Here is a 20,439-nt window from a genome sequence, read left to right as displayed (position 1 = left end):
GAGACGCTGCTGACGAACACGCTGGCGCGCCTGTCGATCGGCGCGGTCGGCTTTGCCGACGGCATCGATGAAGCCTCAGTCAGGCAGGCCGCGGAGCAGGCGATGGGGAGGGGGCGGGTTTCGATGATCCTGATCGAGACCCCGGCCCAATCCGACCAATGGCCTCGTCGACATCGCGATGATCCGCCGCATCGCCGATTCCGTCGGCAAGGCCCAGGGGCACACGCCGATCATCGCCTGCAACAACACGCTGCTCGGTCCGGTGTTTCAGCGGCCGATCGAGCACGGCGCGGACCTGTCGCTGTATTCGCTAACGAAGGATGTCGGCGGCCATTCCGACCTGATCGCGGGCGCCGCGCTCGGATCGAAGGCGATCATGAAGGGCATCAAGGCGCTGCGCGGCGCCATCGGCACCCAGCTCGATCCGCATTCCTGCTGGATGATCAACCGCTCGCTGGAGACGCTGAGCCTGCGCATGGAGAAGGCCGATGCGAATGCGCGCCTGGTGGCGAGCTATCTGCGCGACCATCCCAAGGTCGCCAGGGTCCATTATCTCGGTCATCACGAGCAGGACTCGCCCTCGGGCCGCGTGTTCGCGCAGCAATGCCTGGGCGCGGGATCGACCTTCTCGTTCGACATCGTCGGCGGAAAGGAGGCCGCGGTCAAATTCCTCAATGCGCTGCAGATCCTCAAGCTGGCGGTGAGCCTCGGCGGCACCGAGTCGCTTGCGAGCCTGCCGGCGACGATGACCCATTCCGGCGTTCCCGCCGACATTCGCCGGAAGATCGGCGTGCTGGATTCCACCATCCGGCTGTCGATCGGCATCGAGAACCCGTCGGATCTGATCGCGGATCTCGCGCAGGCGCTGAATGCGGCTTGAGCGGGGAAGATCGTCGTCCGAATCGAAAAGGCCGGACGCTCCCTCCTTGCGTCCGGCCCTTCCGCAACGAAGCCGCGCTTTCGCTTTACTTCGTCACCTGACCGCGGATTTCGCCACCCGGGTTCGCCGCCGTGTGGATGTTGATGTAGTACTTGCCGCCAAGCAGATCAGCGGCCTGCGCATCTGTGAGCGTCGCTTCGCCCTTGACCGGGCTCGACGCCGCATTCGGGATTGCGACCGCGACGCCGGAGTTCTTGCCGGCCTCGGCCGGTCCATGGAAATGAGCGGCGGTCGCGGGGCCGGACAGCCCGGAATAGGTGACGGTCCAGGACAATTTCTTGCTCGCGGCGTCATAGTCGAGATCGGCGGTTCCGGTGCCGCTGCTCGTGGTGGCCGGGACTTCGGACTTGCCGTCGAGCGTTGCTTTCAGCTTCTCGGCGCTGGCGGTGCCGGCAAAAGCCACGGTGCCGAGCGCGACGATCGTGATGACGGTCTTGTTCATGACATTCTCCCTGGTGACCTCGTTGGCCTGCCAAACTTCCAACAGCGGTGATTTCAGTTTATTCCCGTCGCCGATCGGGGCGGGTTAAATTCTTCGTGGCTGGAGCCGCGCGGACATCGGTCATAGGTTCGCCGCACCGGACGGAAGGATTCCAATGTTGCGACGAACAATCCTGGTGGGGATGATGGCAGCCGTCGTGGCTGCCGCGGTCTATTGGTGGCTCAGCGCGCCCGTGGTGGCCGCGGCCGGCACCGCGCCGTCCCGTGCGCCGGATCTCGCCAATGGCGAGGTGATGTTCAATGCCGGCGGCTGCGCATCCTGCCATGCCGTTCCCGATCAGCCCGACCGCCTCCGGCTCGGCGGCGGCGTCGCCATCAAGTCGCCGTTCGGAACGTTCTACGCGCCGAACATCTCCTCCGATCCGGCGGACGGCATCGGCAAATGGACCGAGACGGATTTCGTCAACGCGGTGATGCACGGGGTCTCGCCTGGCGGGCAGCATTATTTCCCGGCCTTCCCCTACACCTCCTACCAGCATGCGAAACGCCAGGACGTGATCGATCTCTTCGCCTATCTGAAAACGCTGCCGGCCGTTGCAGGCAAAGTGCGTGACCACGACGTCGGCTTTCCCTTCAACATCCGCCGCAACATCGGCATCTGGAAATTCCTGTTCATGGACGGCAAGCCGTTCGTGGCCGACGGCAGCAAATCGCCGCAATGGAATCGCGGTGCCTATCTCGTCAACAGCTTTGGCCATTGCGCCGAATGCCACAGTCCGCGCAATGCGCTCGGCGGCATCATCGCAGGAGAGCGCTTTGCCGGCGGGCTCAATCCGGAAGGCGAGGGCTGGGTGCCCAACATCACCCAGAAACGCCTCGGCGAGTGGAGCGCGAAGGATATTGCCTATTTCCTGAAGACCGGCGAGCTGCCCGACGGTGACAGCGTCGGCGGCGCGATGACGCGTGTGATCAAGAACAGCTCGCAATTGCCGGACGAGGATCTCGCCGCGATGGCGGATTACCTCAAATCGCTGCCGCCGGTCGACGGCCCGCCGCGGCCGAAGCGCAAGGAGGCGAGCTAGCCGGTGCCGAACGCCTTGAAGGTGATGATGGTGAGGGTGTCCTGGATGCCCGGCAGCACCTGCACCTTCTCGTTGACGAAGTGGCCGATGTCGGTGTCCTTGTCGACGTAGAACTTCACCAGCAGGTCATATTGGCCGGCGGTGGAGTAGATCTCGGAGGCGATCTCGGCTTCGGCGAGCGCATTGGCGACCGTATAGGACTGGCCGAGCTTGCATTTGATCTGGACGAAAAAGGGAACCATTGCAGTCACTCCGAAAGCGCATCTGCCGCTAATAGGCCAAAACCGGCCGGGCTTGGCAAGCGAACTTGCCGGCCCCGGCCGGGGCCGCTTCTAGGACGGAAGCGGCGCGCCGGCAAACGCCTCCCGCAGCCGACGGGCGAGCTCGGCATTGCGATAGGGCTTGGTCAGGACGATCGATTGGGCATGCGCGCGGCCCTGTTCGACCAGGGTCTCCAGGGCGTAGCCCGACGAGAACACCACCGGCAGGTCGGGGCGGATGCGCCGGGCCTGGTCGGCGAGCTCCCAGCCGCTCATTCCGCCGGGCATCACGATGTCGGTGAACAGGAGGTCGATGGCCGGGTTGGTGCGAAGCAGCTGCAGCGCCTCCTTGCCGTTGACCGCCGAGATCACGCGATATCCGAGCGCTTCCACGCGCAGCGTGACGGAGGAGCGGACGAACGGATCGTCCTCGGCGACCAGGATCGTCTCGTGGCCGCGGGGCGCGGCTTCCTCGCGCGCCTCGATGTCGGCGAGCGATTGCTCGCCGCCGGCATGCGGCAGGTAGATGCGGACCGTCGTGCCGAGACCCGGCTCGCTGTAGATCGAGACATGTCCGCCTGATTGCTTGGCAAAGCCGTAGACCATGCTGAGGCCGAGGCCGGACCCCTTGCCCACCTCCTTGGTGGTGAAGAACGGCTCGAAGGCGCGCTCGACGACGTCAGCGGCCATGCCTCCGCCGTCATCGGTGACCGCGATCATGGCGTAGCTGCCGGACGCCACCTCCGGATGCCGCATGCGATAGTGCTCGTCGATCGCAGTGAGCTCGGTGCTGAGGGTGAGATGCCCGCCCGATGGCATGGCATCCTGCGCGTTCAGCGCGAGATTGAGCACCGCGGATTCCAGCTGCGCGCGGTCGGCGAAGGCGAGGATGGGGCCCGAGCCGAACGCTGTCCTGATCTCGATGTTCTCGCGCAGGGTGCGCTTGAGCAGCTTGTGCATGGAGGTCAGGAGCTCGCGGCACTCGATCGCGCGAGGTTGCAGCAATTGGCGCCGGCTGAACGCCAGCAGCCGCTGCGTCAGCTCCGCGCCGCGCTCGCCCGACTCGCAGATGTCGTCGGCGAAACGCCTGAGGTCGGGACGGGCCTTGAGCTGGTCGCTGAGCAATTCCGCGTTGCCGATGATCACGGTGAGCAGATTGTTGAAGTCATGGGCGATGCCGCCGGAGAGCTGGCCGACCGTCTCCATCTTCTGCGCCTGCTGCAGCTGCTGCTCGGTGAGCTTGCGCGTGGTCAGGTCGTGAACGATGCCGACATGGATCAGCTCGCCGTCCTGCCACGCCTGGCCCACCGACAGATTCATCGGAAAGTGTGACCCGTCCTTGCGCAGGCCGACGGCTTCCCCGGTTGCGAAGCGCTGCACGCGACCGGTGGATGAGGGCGTCTCCTTGGACATCAGCATGCCGATGTCGCGATTCATGACCTCGTCGGCGCGATAGCCGAACAGCCGCTCGCAGGCGGGATTGAACAGCAGAATGCGGGCCTGTGCGTCGAACAGGATCACGCCGTCGACCGCGGTGTCCACGACGGCGCTGAGGCGGGTCATGCTTTCGCGCAGCGCGCGCTGGGCTTCGCCGACCTGCCGGAGCAGCTGTGCCGCGTCCCGGTTTTTGGTCTCCTCCTGCTGGAGCGCGGCCTGGACCTTCCGGAGCTCGAACGGCGAGGGGATGGCGAGGATCTTCGGCAGCAGCGGCCAGAGCGCTCCGGCGGTGACGACCGAGGCCACGGCGGTGGCCGCCTTGACGATGCCCTCGATGCCGTAGATGGGCACCCAGAGCGTGTAGATCGACAGCACATGCGTCAGGCCGCAGGCCATGATGAAGACGGCGAATGCCCAGAACACCCATCCGAACTTGAGGTCGCGGCGCCTGGTGACGAGGATCGCGAGCGCGAACGGGATCGAGAAATACGCCAGCGCGATGCAGGCGTCCGAGACGACGTGCAGCCATATCAGCTCGGGCTCCCAGAGCAGGCAGATGCCGTGCGGGGACAACATCGAGGAGTCGAGGAGGCGTTCGAAATAGGCCCACATGATCGGGTTCCCGAGAGGATCGCGGGCCGAGGCTGGCCCGCAACATGGCGTCGCTGGGCGAATCCACAAGCCAACCTCCCACTCATCGGAATCGATGCCAAGGCCGGACGATGCCGCGGTGATATTTTCGCGGAATGTGCACGATTGCGGGATGACAGCGGCCAGGGCCGCTCTCCCGCCTGATTCGCCATGGCCGAGCCGGCTTGCTGGCACGTCTGGGGCGCGCTAGGACAGGCCATGGCGATGTCCTTCCCAAACGAACGTATCCGGCGATGACGACCCCGGCCGCGCTCACCATTGCCGGCTCGGATTCCAGCGGCGGCGCCGGCATCCAGGCGGATCTGAAGACCTTTGCGGCGCTCGGCGTCTATGGCGCCTCCGCGATCACGGCGCTGACGGCGCAGAACACGCGCGGCGTCACCGGCATTCATGCGGTGCCGGCCGAGTTCGTCACCGCGCAGATCGATGCGGTATTTTCCGATCTCGACATCGGCGCGGTGAAGATCGGCATGGTCGCCCAGGCCGCCAGCATCGACGCGATCGCGGCCGCGCTGTCGCGCTGGAGGCCGCGCCACATCGTGCTCGATCCTGTGATGGTCGCGACATCGGGCGACCGTTTGCTGGCGTCTGATGGCGTCGATGCCCTGCGCACGAGGCTGATGCCGCTGGCCTCCGTGATCACGCCGAACCTGCCGGAGGCCGCGGCTCTTCTCGGCGAGCCCGTTGCGACAGCCGAGGCCGAGATCGAAAGCCAGGGGCGCCGGCTGCTGGCGCTCGGCTGCAACGCGGTCCTGATCAAGGGCGGGCACGGCGAGGGCGCCGAGAGCATCGACTATCTCGTCACCTCCGAAACCACGATCGCGCTCGCCGCGCCCCGCATCGCCACCCGAAACACCCATGGTACCGGCTGCTCACTGTCCTCGGCGGTCGCAGCGGGGCTCGCCAGGGGCGAGGATCTGGAGCTTGCCGTGCGCAATGCCAAGGCCTGGATCAGCGCTGCGATCGCAGCCGCCGGCCGCTTCAGCGTCGGTCACGGCCATGGGCCGATCCATCATTTCCACAAGTTTTACTGACGGCGCGCGTTCGCGCGCCGCAGCTGCCCCTCCGTTAACCAATAAGGCCATGCAGTTCCGGGTTCTTGCGGGGACCGCTGCGGCGCCATGTCGCCTGATTGTCGCATGCGGCTGATATTCGCGGGGGAGGGCGAGGCAAGGCGTGATTCGTATTTGAAGGTGCCTCAAGGGTTCAATCGGTCATCCCCCTGTCACGGGACATTGTTACAGGCTGGCGCATGGGAAGTTACGATGTGAGTGACGAGAGCCCGGAACGGCGCTTTCGCACGTTGTTCATCTCCGACGTTCATCTCGGAGCCCGCGGTTCTCAAGCCGACCTTCTGCTCGACTTTCTGCGTTACCATGATGCCGACACGATCTATCTTGTCGGCGACATCGTCGACGGCTGGGCGCTGAAATCGAGCTGGCATTGGCCGCAGTCGCATAACGACCTCGTTCAGAAGCTTCTGCGCAAGGCGCGCAAGGGCGCCAAGATCGTTTACATTCCCGGCAATCACGACGAGTTCCTGCGCAACTATTACGGCACGCATTTCGGCGGCATCGACGTGGTCGAGAACACGGTGCATACCGGCGTGGATGGCAAGCGCTACCTCGTCATCCACGGCGATATCTTCGACCTCGTGGTGCAGAACGCGCGCTGGCTCGCCCATCTCGGCGACAAGGCCTACGACTTCGCGATCCAGATGAATCGCTTCGTCAATTTCTTCCGCCGTATGTTCGGCGTGCCCTATTGGTCGCTGTCGCAATGGGCCAAGCAGAAGGTCAAGAACGCCGTCAACTATATCGGCGCGTTCGAGCAGGCGCTCGCGGCCGAGGCGCGGCGGCATGAAGCCGACGGCGTGATCTGCGGCCACATCCACTATGCCGTGATCCGGGACGAGGCCGGCATCCGCTACATGAACTGCGGTGACTGGGTCGAGAGCTGCACCGCCCTGGTCGAGCACGACGACGGCCATTTCGAGATCATCACCTGGGCGGACCAGTTGCAGAGACCGGCACAAGTCCCGCAGGTCGCAGCCAGAGCCGCATAACAAGGACCGCTTGATGCGCATCCTGGTCGCCACCGACGCCTGGCATCCGCAAGTCAACGGTGTGGTTCGGACGCTGACCAAGCTCGCTGACGCTGCCAAAGGGCTCGGTGTCGAGTTCACGTTCCTGACGCCTCAATCGTTCCGCACCTTCGCGATGCCGAGCTATCGCGACGTGCGCCTGGCGATGCCGCGTCCGGCCCGGATCGCGAGGCTGATCGAGGAAGCGCGGCCCGACAGCATCCACATCGCGACCGAAGGGCCGATCGGCCTGATGGTCCGCCGTTATTGCCACCAGCGCAAGCTGCCGTTCACGACCAGCTTCCATACCCGTTTTCCCGAATATGTCCGCGCCCGCGTGCCGGTGCCGGGCTCGCTGATCTGGCGGGCGCTGCGCCGTTTCCATGCGCCCAGCCGCGCCGTGATGGCGGCGACGCCGGCGCTCGCCCGCGAACTGACCGAACGCGGCTTCGACAATGTCGTGCTGTGGCCGCGTGGCGTCGACACCGGCCTGTTCCATCCGCGCGCCGTCGATCTCTGTCTGCCGGCGCCGGTGTTCCTGTCGGTCGGCCGCGTCGCGGTGGAGAAGAATCTCGAGGCCTTCCTCGACCTCGACCTGCCCGGCACCAAGGTGGTTGTCGGCGACGGCCCCGCGCGCGCCGCGCTCGAAGAGGCCTATCCCGATGCGATCTTCCTCGGTGAGAAGCACGGCGAGGAACTGGCCGATATCTATGCGGCGGCCGACGTGTTCGTATTCCCCAGCAAGACCGACACGTTCGGCCTTGTATTGCTGGAGGCCCTGGCGAGCGGCCTGCCGGTCGCGGCTTTCCCGGTGAAGGGTCCCCGCGACGTCATCGGCGACGCGCCGGTGGGCGCCCTCGATCACGACCTGCGCAGTGCCTGCTTCGCCGCACTCGGAGTCGCCCGGCAGGACTGCGTCGAATTCGCCGCCAACTACACCTGGGAGGCCTCGGCGCGGGTCTTCATCGACAGCATCGAGGCGGTCGGCGCGGTGCTATCGGGCAGGAATGGGGCGGAGTCTGTTAGTTTCGTAGCCTGAAAAACTGGAGCCATTTTCCGTTCCGATGGCTCGGAACGGGGCTCCAGATCCTTGTTTCGACGCGTTTTCTTGACGCGAACCGGTATCCACTTCGCTCGAAAACGCTTTGAGTTCATCGCGCGGAGGTGTCTTGCCCGCGCTGCGGCGGCCGCGATAACATTCCGCCATGACCGAACAGCTCCTCCCGGTCGGCCCCGCCGACATCGATGCCGCCGCGCGCGTGATCGCGCCCTACGCCATCCGCACCCCGCTGTTGTCCTTTCCCGTGCTCAACGAGCGCGTCGGTGCCAAAGTGTTCCTGAAGCCGGAGATGCTCCAGCGTACCGGCTCATTCAAGTTCCGCGGTGCCTTCAACAAGGTGTTCTCGATCCCGCAGGACAAGCGTGCCGGCGGCGTGGTCGCGTTCTCCTCCGGCAACCATGCCCAGGGCGTGGCGGCCGCCGCAAAGATCCTCGACATGCAGGCGACCATCGTGATGCCGGCGGATGCGCCGCTGTCGAAGCGCGAGCGCACCAAATCCTACGGCGCCGAGGTCGTGCTCTACGATCGGGACAAGGATGACCGCGAAGCGATCTCGCGCGGCATCGCCGAGAAGCGCGGCGCGACGCTTGTCAAACCCTATGACGATCCCTTCGTGATCGCAGGGCAGGGCACCGCCGGCCGCGAGATCGCGGAGGACATGTCAACGCTCGGCCTCAGCCCCGACATCGTGGTGGCGCCGGCCTCCGGCGGCGGCCTGATCGCGGGCGTCGCGACGGCCGTGAAGGCGCGCTATCCGCAAGCCGAGATCGTCGTGGCCGAGCCCGAGGCGTTCGACGATCACGGCATCTCGCTGACCGCGGGTCACCGCGAGCCGCATCCGCCGGCGGGCCGCACCATCTGCGATGCGCTGATGGCCCTGATGCCGGGCGAGATGACCTTTGCGATCAACAGCAAGTTGCTCGCGCGCGGCGTCACCGCATCGGACAAGGAAGTCGCCGCGGCGGTGGCTTTCGCCTATCGCGAGCTGAAGCTGGTGGTCGAGCCGGGCGGTGCCGTCGGCCTCGCCGCCCTGCTCGCGGGCCGCCTCGATGTGGCCGGAAAGAACGTCGTCATCGTGCTCTCAGGCGGCAATGTCGACGCCGATCTTTTCGCGAAGCTGGTGGCCTGAGAGCGGTTTCCCTGTGGCCATCCTTCGGGACGCCCGCTCTGGCGGGCTCCTCAGGATGAGGACGGAGCGCGTGGAAACGGTTTAACCGGCACCGATGCTCATTAGCCTCATCCTGAGGAGACCGCGTAGCGGTCGTCTCGAAGGACGAGGCGTGCGCACAGGCCATGTCTATCCCCAGACATCCAGAAGGGGCAGAGCGTTTCCGCTCTGCCCCTTCTTCGTTGTTTCGCTTGCTGCGATCAGTGCAAGCCGCGGTGGTTGTTGCCGCCGCCCATGCTCGGGGCCTGGTTCATCGACTGGCGGAAGTTGTTGTTGCTGTTGACCATGCGGTTGGGCGTCGTGTTGAGCTGCGGACGGTTGGTCTGCTGGTTGTTCTGGACCTGCACCTTGTTCACCGGATTGTTGTTGAGCTTCACGATGCCGGTGTTGCCGTTGTTGAGGCGGATCGGGTTGGTCTGCGTCTGGACCGGCTTCACGTCGGTGGTCGGGCCGCCCTTGCCGACATTGACCGGCATGCTGACGATCTTGCCCGGATTGCCGTTGGCCTTGCCTGTGTTCGGCGCGGTGTTGGTCACGGGCAGCGTCACGATCTTGCCGGTGCCGCCCGTGTTGTTGGTCGTGTTGGTCGGCGCAGGCAGGGTGACGATCTTGCCCGGGGTCTGCGACGGCGTGCCGTTCGGCTGGTTGTTGCCGGCGGGGAGGTTGCCGACCTGACCATTGACCTGGCCGCCATTGCCGAGCTTGCCAATGATGTTACCGTCGACAGGCTTCTGCACGACCGGCAGATTGCCGTTGACCTGCGGACCACCATTGCCCTGCTGCAGCGGCATGTATTTGGGCTGGCCGAGATTGCCCATCTTGAAGATAGGGGCGATGTTCTGCGGCGCCAGGAACTTGGTCGGCTGCATCAGAGGGATCTGCTTCGGCTGCGCCTCGAGCTTCAACGCGACTTGCGCATACGGGCTGCTGCCGTAGCTGTCATAGAAGGTCTTGTAGCCGAGCGGCGAGTTGGCGAGCACCGCCTTGTGCCAGGCCTGCGAGAGCAAGAGGTTGTTGAGCAGCCAGCGGATGTGGTCGCACAGCGGGTCGTGCGGGTACATCTGGATGAACTCCTGATAGTACTCCGGCCGTCCCTCGGACACGATGTAGTCATAGGCTTGGCGGGTCGAGCGGCTCGGCAGGTTGGAGGCCATCTGCACCACGGGCGCATTCACGGGCGCACGGCTCGCGGCCACCGCGGTGTCGCCGAAGAAGGTGAAGTCGCTCGTGAGCGAGGAGCTTTCCCACGGGATCTGCGCACCGCTGGTGCTCTGGTTCACCTGAAGGCGGACGCGCTTGAACAGCTGCTCGATCGGAACGTTGGGCTCGCGCGCGACGTTCAGGAAGGCCTGCGTGTAGGGGCTGTGGCCGCCGGTGCCGTCGAGCGCTTCGGCGCCCGGCGCGGTCGAATAGCCGACGATCGAGCCGTTCGGTGCATCGACGATTGCCAAGCCGCGGCCGGCGTCGTTCACGTTGGGGAACGGGTTGTTGCGGCAGGCATCGAGGATGACGATGCGCATGCGGCTCGGGATCGTCTCCAGCGTCGACATCACGTCGACGAGGCGCACCGAATTGTTGACGAGCTCGGTGGGGCTGGAGACCTTCGCATCGACCGGAACGAGATAGTTCTCGCCGGCGAGCTGCACGCCGTGACCGGCGTAATAGACCATTGCCACGGTGTTCGGGCCGCGCGCTGAAACCTTGGCGGAGAAATCCTGCACCACGCGGAGCATGTCGTTCTGGCCCAGATCGGTCGCCGAGACCACCTCGAAGCCCGCGGAGTTCAGGAACTGCGCCATCGACTGGGCATCATTGTCGGGGTTTTGGAGCTGCGGGGCGTTCTGGTAGTTCGAATTGCCGATCACCAGCGCCACGCGCTGCTCCGGCCCTTGCAGGGCCGCTGGGGCGGGCTGGACCGGGGCGACTTGTGCGGAAACGGGGCCGCAGGCGAAGCCGAACAGGCTTCCCACGAGGCCGGCCGTCATCAGGAAAGGCTTTAGGCGGAACATGGCGTGCTCCTCTGGCACTGATCTCGATGCGAGATTGGTTGCGAGGAAGACTGGCTGCGTTCGAGAGCAGGGTCCGTGATCCCTGTCACGATGGTAGGCTGCGTGATCTGAATCACGCTGGAACCTGCTATGGTGACGGGCCGGTTCCGCCGGTCAAAGACATGCCTTCAGGGGAAATGCCGTCCCATGCTGAAATCGATAGATCCGATTCTGACGCCCGACCTGCTCTGGCTGCTCGCCTCGATGGGCCATGGCGACGACCTGGTTTTCGTCGATGCCAATCACCCGGCGACCCGCATCGCGCACAGCACGACATCGCAGCGCCTGATCCAGTTGCCGGGCATGAGCATGGAAACCGCCATCCGCGCCATCATGTCGGTCTACCCGCTCGACGATTTCGATCCCGATCCGGTGCGCGTGATGATGCCGGTCGACGATCCCGAGCGCGTGCCCGACGTGCAGCGCGCCGTGCTCGCGGAAATCGAGCGCGCTGTTGGCCGCGCTGTTTCTCCCGGCAAGCTCTCGCGTCCGGAGTTCTATCGCGCGGCGGCGGCGGGCTTCGGCGTCGTGCAGGTCGGCGACAGCAGAGGCTATGGCTGCTTCCTGATCCGCAAGGGCGTGATCAGCTAGCGGAGCTGCGTTCGATCGACGGACGCTTGATGCAAAGCGGATGCCGTCATCATGCGCGGCTAACCCGTGCATGGCGGCGATCAGCCAGCACTTGAATTTGAATGGCCTTCCCTTCGGCCAGCGTCTATGGTCGGTCCATGTCCCGCCTTGTGTGTCTATTCGTTGCTGTCATCCTGTCGCTGCTGCCCGCTGTCGCGCCCGCCGAGCCCGCGCAAAAGCGTCCCAAGCCGGTCTGGAAGGGTTACGGCTTCCTGCCTGGCTATCGCCAGCCGCTGAGCAACAGCATTCCGCTCTACAAGCAGAAGGACGCGATGCGGCGCCTCGCGCGCAGCGACCGCCGTCACTGGTACATTGACCCTGTTCCGCAATATTACCGCTGGGACGGCGAGTGGCACTATTTCGGCCGACCCGGCTTCGGCGGCGGCCGCTACAATGGCGGCAGCTTCGGCCCGTGCTGGACGCGCACGCCGATCGGGGCGGTGTGGAATTGCGGGTAACGGGCTGATCGCGTCGTCATCGTGAATACTTATCTATCCCCGTCACCCTGAGGCGGTCGCCTCTTCGGCGAGCCTCGAAGGGCGACGGCCCAGCCGCATCGGGCCGTTCATCCTTCGAGGCTTCGAGCACGACGCTGCGCATCGTGCGCCTCGCACCTTGGGATGACGGAGTTGATACTCTCGTCATTGCGAGCGTAGCGAAGCAATCCAGAGTCTTTGCGCGGAGGCATTCTGGATTGCTTCGCTGCGCTCGCAATGACGAGGTGGAGAGAGCTACTCGCGTCCCGTTACGAGAAGAACGCGATCTTCTCGGCCTGGGTCATCCGGCGGATCGGCGCGAGCGGGTCGTTGGCTGGCGCGCGGGGTTTCTGCAGGATGCCGCTGGCGAGGATGGTGGCGCCGAGCGAGGGCTCGGGGAGCGGCGTGGGCATCGGCAGCGCTGCGGTCGGCGCTGCGGCCGACGATGCCGTGGCCGCCATCGCCGGAGCCGGCTGCTCCATCACTTCGGCCGCGGCCTCCGCAATGGCGTCGGTGAGGCGCGCGAGCGAATCCATCGCGATCGGTGCGTCTGCGGCGGGCTCTTCCGCGACCGCGGGGGCCACGGGCTCCGGTGCGACCGGCTCCGGAAGCTCGGCCGCGATGGGCGCCGCAGCCTCCGCAACCATCGGCTCCGGACTTGCGACGGCCATCTCGACCGGCTCGATGATTTCGTCGAACTCCGGATCGGGCGCGGCCATCTCGAGCGCGATGGCCTCGAGGATGGCCTCGTCCTCGGCTTCCGCGGCGGCGTCGAGCGAGAGCGCGTCTGTGACCTCCGGGGCCGGGGCGGGCTCCGCAATCGGCTCTTCAAGAGCGACGTCGTCGACCGCGGCGTTTTCGAGCGCGACATTGCCGGGCGCGATCGCGCTGCCGGCTGCGGCCTCCGGCACGACGGTCGCATCCATGGCTTGCTCGGCCATCGCGAATGTTGCGGCACTGCCGGCTTCCTCAACCGCTGCTCCGGGCTCGCTTGCCAGCGCGACGTCCTGCGGCGTCTCCGTAAAAGCCACGGGCGCTTCGCCGGCCATCGCGGACGCGGTCTCCACGGGCGGAGCTTCCGCGACAGGCGGTGGCGCCTCCTGCACCGGCGCCGGCGAGGGACGCTCTGCCTGCGGCGACGCGCCGCCCTCGGTCTGCTCGATCCGTTCCCTGAGCAGATCGAATGCCGCCTTGAGCTCGACGCGGGGGTCGATGGTCGAAATCTGTCCGCAGGCGGTCTCGATCGAGGCGAGCTGCGAATCAATGAGATCGCAGATTCGTCCGTCGGCGCCGATCTCGCGCCATCGCCAGGAGATCTCCTTGATGATGCGCACCCCGCGCGGGATCGGCGCGAGGCTCGCCTCGAGCGCCCCGGGATCGAACGCCGCGAGCGCGATCGTCTCGGCCTCGCGGATGGCGCGGCGGATCTCGATCAGCGCGTCGGGCAGGCGGTCCTCGACGACGGGTTGTCGCTGTGCCGCAAGGGTTTCTTCGATTTTCGCGACCGCATCCAGCACCATGCGGGTGTCCGCATTGCGGTTGCGCTTGGCATATTCGCCGAGGAACCAGCGGCCACGCGCGGTCTCCATGAAGGCTTCGCGGATCGCGTCGTAATCCTGCTCGTTCGGCTCGGCCGCGCGGGCAGACATGGGCGAAAGGGCGAATGCTTCGTTGGCCATGACAATCTCGTCGCGCAAATCAGTGCGCGTTACACTAACGATCACCACGATATCGACCGAATCGCAATTGGTTTGATGCAGTCCGAATCACAAATCCCCACGCCAGCCGCCGTAAAGCGGCGATTCGCCGTGAGCCTTGCGCTGTTCTATTCGGCATTGTTCGCGGTGGCGGGCACGCAGCTGCCATTCTTTCCGGTCTGGCTGAAGGCGATCGGCATCGACGCGGCCTGGATCGGCCTCATCAACGCGCTGCCGGCGATCACGCGCTTCACCACGCTGCCGCAGATCACCGCCTTTGCCGAAAAGCGGCATGCCATTCGCGCCGGCATGATGCTGTCGGTGCTGGCGACCGCGATCGGCTTTGCGGCGGTCGGCCTGCAGCAGCAGCCGCTGGCGCTGTTCCTGATCTACGCGCTGACCTGCATGATGTGGACGCCGTCGACCCCGCTCACCGATGCCTACGCGCTGCGCGGTGTCGCACGCTACGGTCTCGACTACGGCCCCTTGCGGCTGTGGGGCTCGGCGGCGTTTGCCGCCAGCTCGCTTGCCTGCGGCTATCTCGTCGACGTCATCGCAGGCCGCGACCTGATCTGGGTGATCGTGGCCTGGGCGGTCGTTGCGGTGCTGGCCGGCCTGCTGCTGCAGCCGCTCGACGACATCAGGCGCAAGACGACGGAGAGGCGCACCGACACGGCGCTGCTGCGCGATGCCGGCTTCTGGGCTCTCATCGTCTCGGCGGCGCTGATCCAGGGCAGCCACGTCGCCTACTACACCTTCTCGGCCATCAACTGGCAGCTCCATGGGATCAATGGGCTGACGATCGCAGGACTGTGGACGCTGGGCGTGATCGCCGAGATCGTCGTGTTCGCGCTGTCGCCGCGCTTCTCGCTGCATCCGTCGACGATGATGGCGATCGGCGGCTTGAGCGCCGTGGCGCGCTGGATCGTCACCGCGAGCGAGCCGCCGCTGGCGCTGCTCGCGATCGTGCAGCTCGGCCATGGCCTCACCTTCGGCATGACCATCGTCGGCACGATGAGCCTCCTGGTGCAGCGCGTGCCGACGCATCAGCTTGCGCGGGGGCAGGGCTATTACGCCGCATGCAGCGGGCTATTGGGCGCGACGACCTCGATCGCGTCAGGCGCGATCTACGCCCGCATCGGCGATGGCCTGTATTACGTGATGGCCGCGATGGCCGCGGCCGGTGCGCTGGTGATCTGGTCGGCACGGCACCGGTTCACGACTCAGCCCCACAGCGAAGGGTCGGGCGGATAGACCAGGCTGCCGTCATAGCGCAGGCCGTGATCGCGGTCGCGCGACAGCAGCAAGGGGCCGTCGAGATCGACGAAGCGCGCCTGCGGCGTCACCAGCATGGCGGGGGCCATCGACAGCGAGGTCGCGACCATGCAGCCGATCATGATCTCGAAGCCGAGCGCCTGCGCGGCGTCGGCCATCGCGAGCGCCTCGGTGAGGCCGCCGGTCTTGTCGAGCTTGATGTTCACGGCGTCGTAGCGCTCGCGCAAGGGGGCGAGCGAGGAGCGGTCATGCACGCTCTCGTCGGCGCAGACCGCGAGCGGCCGCCTGATCCGCGCCAGCGCGGCGTCCTTGCCCGCGGGCAGCGGCTGCTCCACCAGGGTCACGCCGACGGCGGCGCAGGCGGCGAGATTGTGCGCCAGATTGGCTTCGGTCCAGGATTCGTTGGCATCGACGATCAGCTCCGACTCCGGGGCCGCCTTGCGCACGGCCGCGATGCGGGCGTCGTCGCCATCGCCGCCGAGCTTGATCTTGAGCAGCGGCCGGTGTGCGGCCCTGGCGGTGGCCGCGGCCATGGCCTCGGGCGTGCCCAGCGAGATCGTGTAGGCCGTGGTGCGCATCCCGGCGGCCGGGCGGTCGAGCAGGCTCCAGGCCCGTAAGCCCGCCGCCTTGGCCTCCAAGTCGATCAGGGCGCAGTCCAGCGCGTTGCGAGCCGCGCCCGGGGGCATGGCGGTCTGCAGGGCCTGCCGGGTCAGGCCGCTAGCCACGGCCGCTTGCATGGCCTCAATGGCCGCAAGGGTGGCCTCGGGTGTCTCGCCATAACGGGGATAGGGCACGCATTCGCCGCGGCCGGTGAGGCCGTTATGGCTCACTTCGGCCACAACCGTCACCGCCTCCGTCTTGGCCCCCCGGCTGATCGTGAAACTGCCGGCAATGGGGAAGCGCTCGATTCGCGCAACCAGGGCCGGAACTTTGCTGGAAGTCATTTTGAACTCTGGCGAAATCTGAACCTGCTGGTTACCTGTAGCAACTAACATTAACCACTTGGGGATACCTTCTCTGGGTAAGGGCGAGTGCGCAACTATCTGAATTCATCTGTTTCTTGCGCCCCAGCGCGGGAGCGGACATCTTGAACAGCGATCCGAAGCTGGAGCGGATTGCGAAGGGCAACGCGCTGGCACTCTGCGCCACCGGAACCTGGACCGCGAGCTTCGCGCCGGTCCTGGAGCGGATGGTCGCGGATGCCGAGAAGCTCGCCGGCAGTCCGCAAAGCATCTTCATCGACGTCTCCGAGGTCGCCAAGCTCGATACCTTCGGCGCCTGGCTGATCGAGCGGCTGCGCCGCAGCCTGACGCAAGGACCGGTCGAGGCGCAGATCGCGGGGCTGTCGGCCAATTATTCGAGCCTCGTCGACGAGGTGCGCCGGGTCCGCGCGACCCCGGTGGTCGAGACCTCAACGATCACCATCACCGGCATGCTGGAGCAGATCGGCCGCACTGTCGCCGGCGTCGGCGGCACCGTGGCCGGGCTGATCGACATGCTCGGCGCGGTGCTGGCGGCAGGCTTTCGTGTGCTGATCCACCCGCGCTCGTTCCGCCTGACCTCGACCGTGCACCACATGGAGCAGGTCTGCTGGCGCGCGGTGCCAATCATCGTGCTGATCACCTTCCTGATCGGTTGCATCATCGCGCAGCAAGGCATCTTCCATTTCCGCCGCTTCGGTGCCGACATCTTCGTGGTCGACATGCTCGGCGTGCTGGTCTTGCGCGAGATCGGCGTGCTCTTGGTCGCGATCATGGTCGCCGGCCGCTCGGGCAGTGCCTACACCGCCGAGCTCGGCTCGATGAAGATGCGCGAGGAGATCGACGCGCTGCGCACCATGGGCTTCGACCCGATCGAGGTGCTGGTGCTGCCGCGCATGCTGGCCCTGGTGCTGGCACTGCCGATCCTCGCCTTCCTCGGCGCCATGGCCGCGCTCTATGGCGGCGGCCTCGTCGCCTGGCTCTATGGCGGCGTCGATCCCGAAGCGTTTCTGTTGCGCCTGCGCGACGCCATCTCGATCGACCATTTCATCGTCGGCATCGTGAAAGCGCCCGTGATGGCCGCCGTGATCGGCATCGTCGCCTGCGTCGAAGGGCTCGCCGTGCAGGGCAGCGCAGAATCGCTCGGGCAGCACACCACGGCGTCGGTGGTGAAGGGCATCTTCTTCGTCATCGTCATGGACGGCGTGTTCGCCATCTTCTTCGCCTCGATCGGGATGTGACGATGGCAGGCGAGATTCAAAATCCCATCATCCGCGTCCGCGACATCACCGTGCAGTTCGGCGCGACACGTGTGCTCGACGGCCTCAACCTCGACGTCAAGCGCGGCGAGATTTTAGGATTTGTCGGCCCCTCCGGCGCGGGCAAGTCCGTGCTGACGCGCACCATCATCGGCCTTGTGCCGAAGGTCGCGGGCTCCATCGAAGTGTTCGGCGTCGATCTCGATTCTTCCAGCACGTCGCAAAGGCGCAATGTCGAGCGGCGCTGGGGCGTGCTGTTCCAGCAGGGCGCGCTGTTCTCCTCGCTGACCGTGCGGCAGAACATCCAGTTTCCGATGCGCGAATATCTTCGCGTTTCGCAGCGGCTGATGGACGAGATCACCATGGCCAAGCTCGCCATGGTCGGGCTCAAGCCCGAAGTTGCCGAGCGTTTCCCCTCGGAGCTCTCGGGCGGCATGATCAAGCGCGTCGCGCTCGCACGCGCGCTGTCGCTCGATCCGGATCTCGTGTTCCTGGACGAGCCGACCTCGGGGCTCGATCCGATCGGCGCGGGCGATTTCGACGAGCTGGTGCGGACGCTCCAGCGCACTTTGGGTCTGACCGTTTTCATGGTAACCCACGATCTCGACAGCCTTTACACCGCTTGCGACCGCATCGCCGTTTTAGGGAACGGTAAGATCATTGCGGCAGGGTCGATCGCCGACATGCAGGCCTCGCAGCATCCCTGGTTGAGGCAGTATTTCCATGGCAAGCGCGCCCGCGCGGTCATGAGTTGAGTAGCCGGAGCACCTGATGGAAACGCGGGCGAATTACGTCCTGATCGGATCGTTCACGCTGGCGGTGATCGCCGCGGCGATCGGCTTCGTGCTCTGGTTCCAGTCGCTGCACACCACCAAGCAGCGCAGCCCATTGCGCGTCGTCTTCGAGGGCCCGGCGGCGGGCCTGCGCAATGGCGGCAGTGTCAATTTCAACGGTATCCGGGTGGGTGAGGTGGTCTCGGTGAAGCTCGACAACCCGCGGCGGGTTGTCGCACTCGCCATGGTCGAGAACAACGCCCCGATCCGCAAGGACACCCTGGTCGGCCTCGAATTCCAGGGCCTCACGGGCGTCGCCGCGATCTCGCTCAAGGGCGGCGAGGAGGCGGCACCGCCGCCGCCGCTCGACGAGGACGGTATCCCGACGCTCACCGCCGACCCCAACAAGCTCCAGGACGTCACCGAGGCGATCCGCGGCACGCTGCAGAACATCAACAAGATCGTCGCCGACAATCAGGAATCGGTGAAGAACTCGCTGAAGAATCTGGAGACCTTCACCAACTCGCTGGCGCGCAACTCCGAGAAGATCGACGGCGTGATGGCCAAGGTCGACGGCGTCATGCTCAAGGCCGACAGCCTCATGCTCGGCCTCAACACGCTGGCCGGCGGCAAGGACGGCGGCGAGTTGTTCCAGGCGGTGAAGTCGATCCGCGAGCTCGCCGACGATTTCGACAAGCGCTCCGGCGCGCTGATGAGCGACGGCCGCCGTACGCTGGGCGACATCAGCCGCGCCGTGAACAATTTCGACCGCAACCCGACCCGCGTGCTGTTCGGGGCCAGCAACTCATCGCAAGCCGCCCCGCCGCCCGAGCCGCCGAGGGCGGCGCCGGCCGCAACGCCCAGGCGGCAGTAGGCGGCTCCGGACCTCTCCACCCGTCATTGCGAGCGCAGCGAAGCAATCAGACTGTCTCCGCGGAGGCAGCCTGGATTGCTTCGTCGCTTCGCTCCTCGCAATGACGGTGTTTGCTCTGTCTACCCGTCATTGCGAGCGCAGCGAAGCAATCCAGACTGTCTCTGCGGAGGCAGTCTGGATTGCTTCGTCGCAAGGGCTCCTCGCTATGACGGTCGTGGGGCGATGATGCCGCTCCAAACAAACAAAAACGGAGGCCGTGAGGCCTCCGTTTGTCATTCGCTATTCGCTACCCGCTATCGGCGTCTCACCCCAGCCGGCCCGCCGCGTGCGCGAGCAGGGTGTACACCAGGCCCGTCTCCGAGGTCAGGTGGCCGCGCAGCTCCTGCGGGCCGCGGCCGTCGCGGGCGACTTCGTCGAGCAGGCGCTCGAACTCGGCGATGTAGCGGTCGACGGTGCCCTTGAAGTTGCGGTCGGCGCGGTACTTGCGGGCGACCTCGTCAAAGGCCTTCTGGCCGGCGGGCGTGTAGAGGCGCTTGGTGAAGGCCTTGTTCTCGCCGCGCTGGTAGCGGTCCCACATCTCGGCGGCGAGATTGCGGTCCATCAGCCGGCCGATGTCGAGCGACAGCGATTCCAGCGGATTGCTGCTGGCCTGCGGGGCCTGCGGCTGCGGCGCGGGGGCGGCGCGGCCACGCGGAGCCTCACGGCCGTTCGAGGCGCCCTGATTGGCGTCCGTGCGGTTCAGGAGGTCCGACAGCCAGCCGTCGCGGCCCTGGTCGTTGCTGGCCGGCGCAACCGGCGGCGCTTCGGTGCGGCGCGAGGGAGCCGGCATGCCGAGGTCCGGCGGCGGCAGCGTCGAGGCGCTGCCGGTGTCGCGCGTGCGGGTCTCGGTCGCCCGGCTGCCGGCAGTTGCCATCATCGGCTCTTCATGGCGCTGGACGGCGACGGAAGCGCGGCCCGCCGTGGTGACGTCGAGGCCGCGGCCATGCTGGGCCACGATGCGGTTGAGCTCGGCGAGGGCCTCGATCTGGTCGACGATCACCTTGCGCATCTGCGCAGTGCTTTCGGCGGCCTCCTGCGGCATCTCGAGCACGCCGCGGCGCAGCTCGTTGCGGGTAGCTTCGAGCTCGTTGTGCATCTCGAATGCCATCTGCTTCATGCTGGAGACGAGGTTGGTGAACTTCTCCGTCGACTGCTTGAACATCGCATCCGCCTCGTCCGTGGTCTGGCGGTAGATGTCGTGCATCGCCTCGATGGTCTGGCGGTGCTCCTCCTCGGACGCCGCGCGCACCGCTTCGAACTGGCGGG

17 protein-coding genes and 2 pseudogenes are annotated in these 20,439 nt (G+C 66.1%); 12 read left to right on the top strand and 7 right to left on the bottom strand.

Annotated features, from left to right (window positions below; translation table 11 throughout):
• Nucleotides 1–880 (top strand): annotated as a pseudogene (locus tag A5906_RS39660) (PLP-dependent transferase); the annotation flags it as partial.
• An 85-nt stretch (nucleotides 881–965) separates the two neighbouring features.
• Here A5906_RS39660 and A5906_RS39655 read toward each other — a convergent pair.
• Nucleotides 966–1,382 (bottom strand): CHRD domain-containing protein, encoded by a 417-nt coding sequence (locus A5906_RS39655; protein ID WP_080140489.1) that lies wholly within the window; start codon nucleotides 1,380–1,382, stop codon nucleotides 966–968.
• Nucleotides 1,383–1,536: 154 nt separating this feature from the next.
• Here A5906_RS39655 and A5906_RS39650 point away from each other — a divergent pair, with 154 nt between their 5' ends.
• Nucleotides 1,537–2,463, top strand: a complete 927-nt coding sequence (locus A5906_RS39650; protein ID WP_080140483.1) for a cytochrome c — start codon at nucleotides 1,537–1,539, stop codon at nucleotides 2,461–2,463.
• On the opposite strand, the gene A5906_RS39645 is transcribed toward A5906_RS39650, so the two are convergent.
• Together A5906_RS39645 and A5906_RS39640 are read right to left on the bottom strand one after the other, a co-directional pair.
• Nucleotides 2,460–2,705 carry an Lrp/AsnC ligand binding domain-containing protein gene (locus tag A5906_RS39645; RefSeq protein ID WP_018642903.1) on the bottom strand — a complete coding sequence of 82 codons (246 nt, stop codon included), beginning with the start codon at nucleotides 2,703–2,705 and terminating at the stop codon, nucleotides 2,460–2,462. The genes A5906_RS39650 and A5906_RS39645 overlap by 4 nt on opposite strands.
• Before the next feature lie 90 nt (nucleotides 2,706–2,795).
• Nucleotides 2,796–4,772, bottom strand: a complete 1,977-nt coding sequence (locus A5906_RS39640; RefSeq protein WP_080140482.1) for a PAS domain S-box protein — start codon at nucleotides 4,770–4,772, stop codon at nucleotides 2,796–2,798.
• 272 nt (nucleotides 4,773–5,044) lie between these two features.
• Between A5906_RS39640 and thiD the strand changes: the two genes are divergently transcribed.
• From thiD to A5906_RS39620, 4 genes are all read left to right on the top strand, one after another.
• On the top strand, nucleotides 5,045–5,845 hold the full coding sequence (gene thiD / locus A5906_RS39635; RefSeq protein WP_080140481.1) for a bifunctional hydroxymethylpyrimidine kinase/phosphomethylpyrimidine kinase: 801 nt from the start codon (nucleotides 5,045–5,047) through the stop codon (nucleotides 5,843–5,845).
• A gap of 218 nt (nucleotides 5,846–6,063) precedes the next feature.
• Nucleotides 6,064–6,876, top strand: coding sequence for a UDP-2,3-diacylglucosamine diphosphatase (locus A5906_RS39630; RefSeq protein ID WP_080140480.1), 813 nt, complete (start codon nucleotides 6,064–6,066; stop codon nucleotides 6,874–6,876).
• Nucleotides 6,877–6,889: 13 nt separating this feature from the next.
• A complete protein-coding gene (locus A5906_RS39625) occupies nucleotides 6,890–7,933 on the top strand; it encodes a glycosyltransferase family 4 protein (protein ID WP_080140479.1) in 1,044 nt (347 codons plus the stop codon).
• A 166-nt stretch (nucleotides 7,934–8,099) separates the two neighbouring features.
• A complete protein-coding gene (locus tag A5906_RS39620; protein WP_080140478.1) occupies nucleotides 8,100–9,083 on the top strand; it encodes a threonine/serine dehydratase family protein in 984 nt (327 codons plus the stop codon).
• Nucleotides 9,084–9,322: 239 nt separating this feature from the next.
• On the opposite strand, the gene A5906_RS39615 is transcribed toward A5906_RS39620, so the two are convergent.
• Nucleotides 9,323–11,131 carry a caspase family protein gene (locus A5906_RS39615; RefSeq protein WP_080140477.1) on the bottom strand — a complete coding sequence of 603 codons (1,809 nt, stop codon included), beginning with the start codon at nucleotides 11,129–11,131 and terminating at the stop codon, nucleotides 9,323–9,325.
• Between the two features lie 186 nt (nucleotides 11,132–11,317).
• Between A5906_RS39615 and A5906_RS39610 the strand changes: the two genes are divergently transcribed.
• Both A5906_RS39610 and A5906_RS39605 read left to right on the top strand, forming a co-directional pair.
• Entirely contained in the window at nucleotides 11,318–11,761 is a 444-nt protein-coding gene (locus tag A5906_RS39610; protein WP_080140476.1) for an RbsD/FucU family protein, read from the top strand.
• Nucleotides 11,762–11,898: 137 nt separating this feature from the next.
• On the top strand, nucleotides 11,899–12,258 hold the full coding sequence (locus tag A5906_RS39605; protein ID WP_080140488.1) for a hypothetical protein: 360 nt from the start codon (nucleotides 11,899–11,901) through the stop codon (nucleotides 12,256–12,258).
• A 287-nt stretch (nucleotides 12,259–12,545) separates the two neighbouring features.
• Here the strand turns inward: A5906_RS39605 and A5906_RS39600 are convergent, their stop codons facing one another.
• Nucleotides 12,546–13,955: a hypothetical protein gene (locus tag A5906_RS39600; protein ID WP_080140487.1), complete on the bottom strand. Its 1,410-nt coding sequence runs from the start codon at nucleotides 13,953–13,955 to the stop codon at nucleotides 12,546–12,548.
• A gap of 75 nt (nucleotides 13,956–14,030) precedes the next feature.
• Between A5906_RS39600 and A5906_RS39595 the strand changes: the two genes are divergently transcribed.
• Nucleotides 14,031–15,227, top strand: a complete 1,197-nt coding sequence (locus A5906_RS39595) for an MFS transporter (RefSeq protein WP_080140475.1) — start codon at nucleotides 14,031–14,033, stop codon at nucleotides 15,225–15,227.
• Here the strand turns inward: A5906_RS39595 and dgcA are convergent.
• Nucleotides 15,197–16,192 (bottom strand): N-acetyl-D-Glu racemase DgcA, encoded by a 996-nt coding sequence (gene dgcA, locus A5906_RS39590; protein ID WP_080140474.1) that lies wholly within the window; start codon nucleotides 16,190–16,192, stop codon nucleotides 15,197–15,199. The genes A5906_RS39595 and dgcA overlap by 31 nt on opposite strands.
• Nucleotides 16,193–16,335: 143 nt before the next feature.
• On the opposite strand from dgcA, the gene A5906_RS39585 reads away from it, so the two are divergent.
• The 3 genes from A5906_RS39585 to A5906_RS39575 are packed head-to-tail and all read left to right on the top strand — an operon-like array spanning nucleotide 16,336 to nucleotide 19,134.
• On the top strand, nucleotides 16,336–17,469 hold the full coding sequence (locus A5906_RS39585; RefSeq protein ID WP_080140473.1) for an MlaE family ABC transporter permease: 1,134 nt from the start codon (nucleotides 16,336–16,338) through the stop codon (nucleotides 17,467–17,469).
• 2 nt (nucleotides 17,470–17,471) lie between these two features.
• A complete protein-coding gene (locus A5906_RS39580; protein WP_080140472.1) occupies nucleotides 17,472–18,242 on the top strand; it encodes an ABC transporter ATP-binding protein in 771 nt (256 codons plus the stop codon).
• A 16-nt stretch (nucleotides 18,243–18,258) separates the two neighbouring features.
• Complete coding sequence (locus A5906_RS39575) at nucleotides 18,259–19,134, top strand: MlaD family protein (protein WP_080140471.1); 876 nt, start codon at nucleotides 18,259–18,261, stop codon at nucleotides 19,132–19,134.
• A 304-nt stretch (nucleotides 19,135–19,438) separates the two neighbouring features.
• On the opposite strand, the pseudogene A5906_RS45845 reads toward A5906_RS39575, so the two are convergent.
• A pseudogene (locus A5906_RS45845) lies at nucleotides 19,439–20,439 on the bottom strand (apolipoprotein A-IV repeat region-like domain-containing protein); the annotation flags it as partial.

Source organism: Bradyrhizobium sacchari (genome assembly GCF_002068095.1).
Taxonomy (GTDB): Bacteria; Pseudomonadota; Alphaproteobacteria; order Rhizobiales; family Xanthobacteraceae; genus Bradyrhizobium; species Bradyrhizobium sacchari.
Note: the sequence above shows the minus strand (reverse complement) of the source record. Positions and strands in the feature narration are given on the sequence as shown.

Coding starts and splice junctions, on each gene's coding strand:
- thiD (WP_080140481.1), top strand. CDS start 5,045: ATGACGACCCCGGCCGCGCTCACCATTGCCGGCTCGGATTCCAGCGGC.
- A5906_RS39595 (WP_080140475.1), top strand. CDS start 14,031: ATGCAGTCCGAATCACAAATCCCCACGCCAGCCGCCGTAAAGCGGCGA.
- A5906_RS39625 (WP_080140479.1), top strand. CDS start 6,890: ATGCGCATCCTGGTCGCCACCGACGCCTGGCATCCGCAAGTCAACGGT.
- A5906_RS39575 (WP_080140471.1), top strand. CDS start 18,259: ATGGAAACGCGGGCGAATTACGTCCTGATCGGATCGTTCACGCTGGCG.
- A5906_RS39620 (WP_080140478.1), top strand. CDS start 8,100: ATGACCGAACAGCTCCTCCCGGTCGGCCCCGCCGACATCGATGCCGCC.
- A5906_RS39600 (WP_080140487.1), bottom strand. CDS start 13,955: ATGGCCAACGAAGCATTCGCCCTTTCGCCCATGTCTGCCCGCGCGGCC.
- A5906_RS39655 (WP_080140489.1), bottom strand. CDS start 1,382: ATGAACAAGACCGTCATCACGATCGTCGCGCTCGGCACCGTGGCTTTT.
- A5906_RS39610 (WP_080140476.1), top strand. CDS start 11,318: ATGCTGAAATCGATAGATCCGATTCTGACGCCCGACCTGCTCTGGCTG.
- A5906_RS39645 (WP_018642903.1), bottom strand. CDS start 2,705: ATGGTTCCCTTTTTCGTCCAGATCAAATGCAAGCTCGGCCAGTCCTAT.
- dgcA (WP_080140474.1), bottom strand. CDS start 16,192: ATGACTTCCAGCAAAGTTCCGGCCCTGGTTGCGCGAATCGAGCGCTTC.
- A5906_RS39640 (WP_080140482.1), bottom strand. CDS start 4,772: ATGTGGGCCTATTTCGAACGCCTCCTCGACTCCTCGATGTTGTCCCCG.
- A5906_RS39650 (WP_080140483.1), top strand. CDS start 1,537: ATGTTGCGACGAACAATCCTGGTGGGGATGATGGCAGCCGTCGTGGCT.
- A5906_RS39605 (WP_080140488.1), top strand. CDS start 11,899: ATGTCCCGCCTTGTGTGTCTATTCGTTGCTGTCATCCTGTCGCTGCTG.
- A5906_RS39615 (WP_080140477.1), bottom strand. CDS start 11,131: ATGTTCCGCCTAAAGCCTTTCCTGATGACGGCCGGCCTCGTGGGAAGC.
- A5906_RS39630 (WP_080140480.1), top strand. CDS start 6,064: ATGGGAAGTTACGATGTGAGTGACGAGAGCCCGGAACGGCGCTTTCGC.
- A5906_RS39580 (WP_080140472.1), top strand. CDS start 17,472: ATGGCAGGCGAGATTCAAAATCCCATCATCCGCGTCCGCGACATCACC.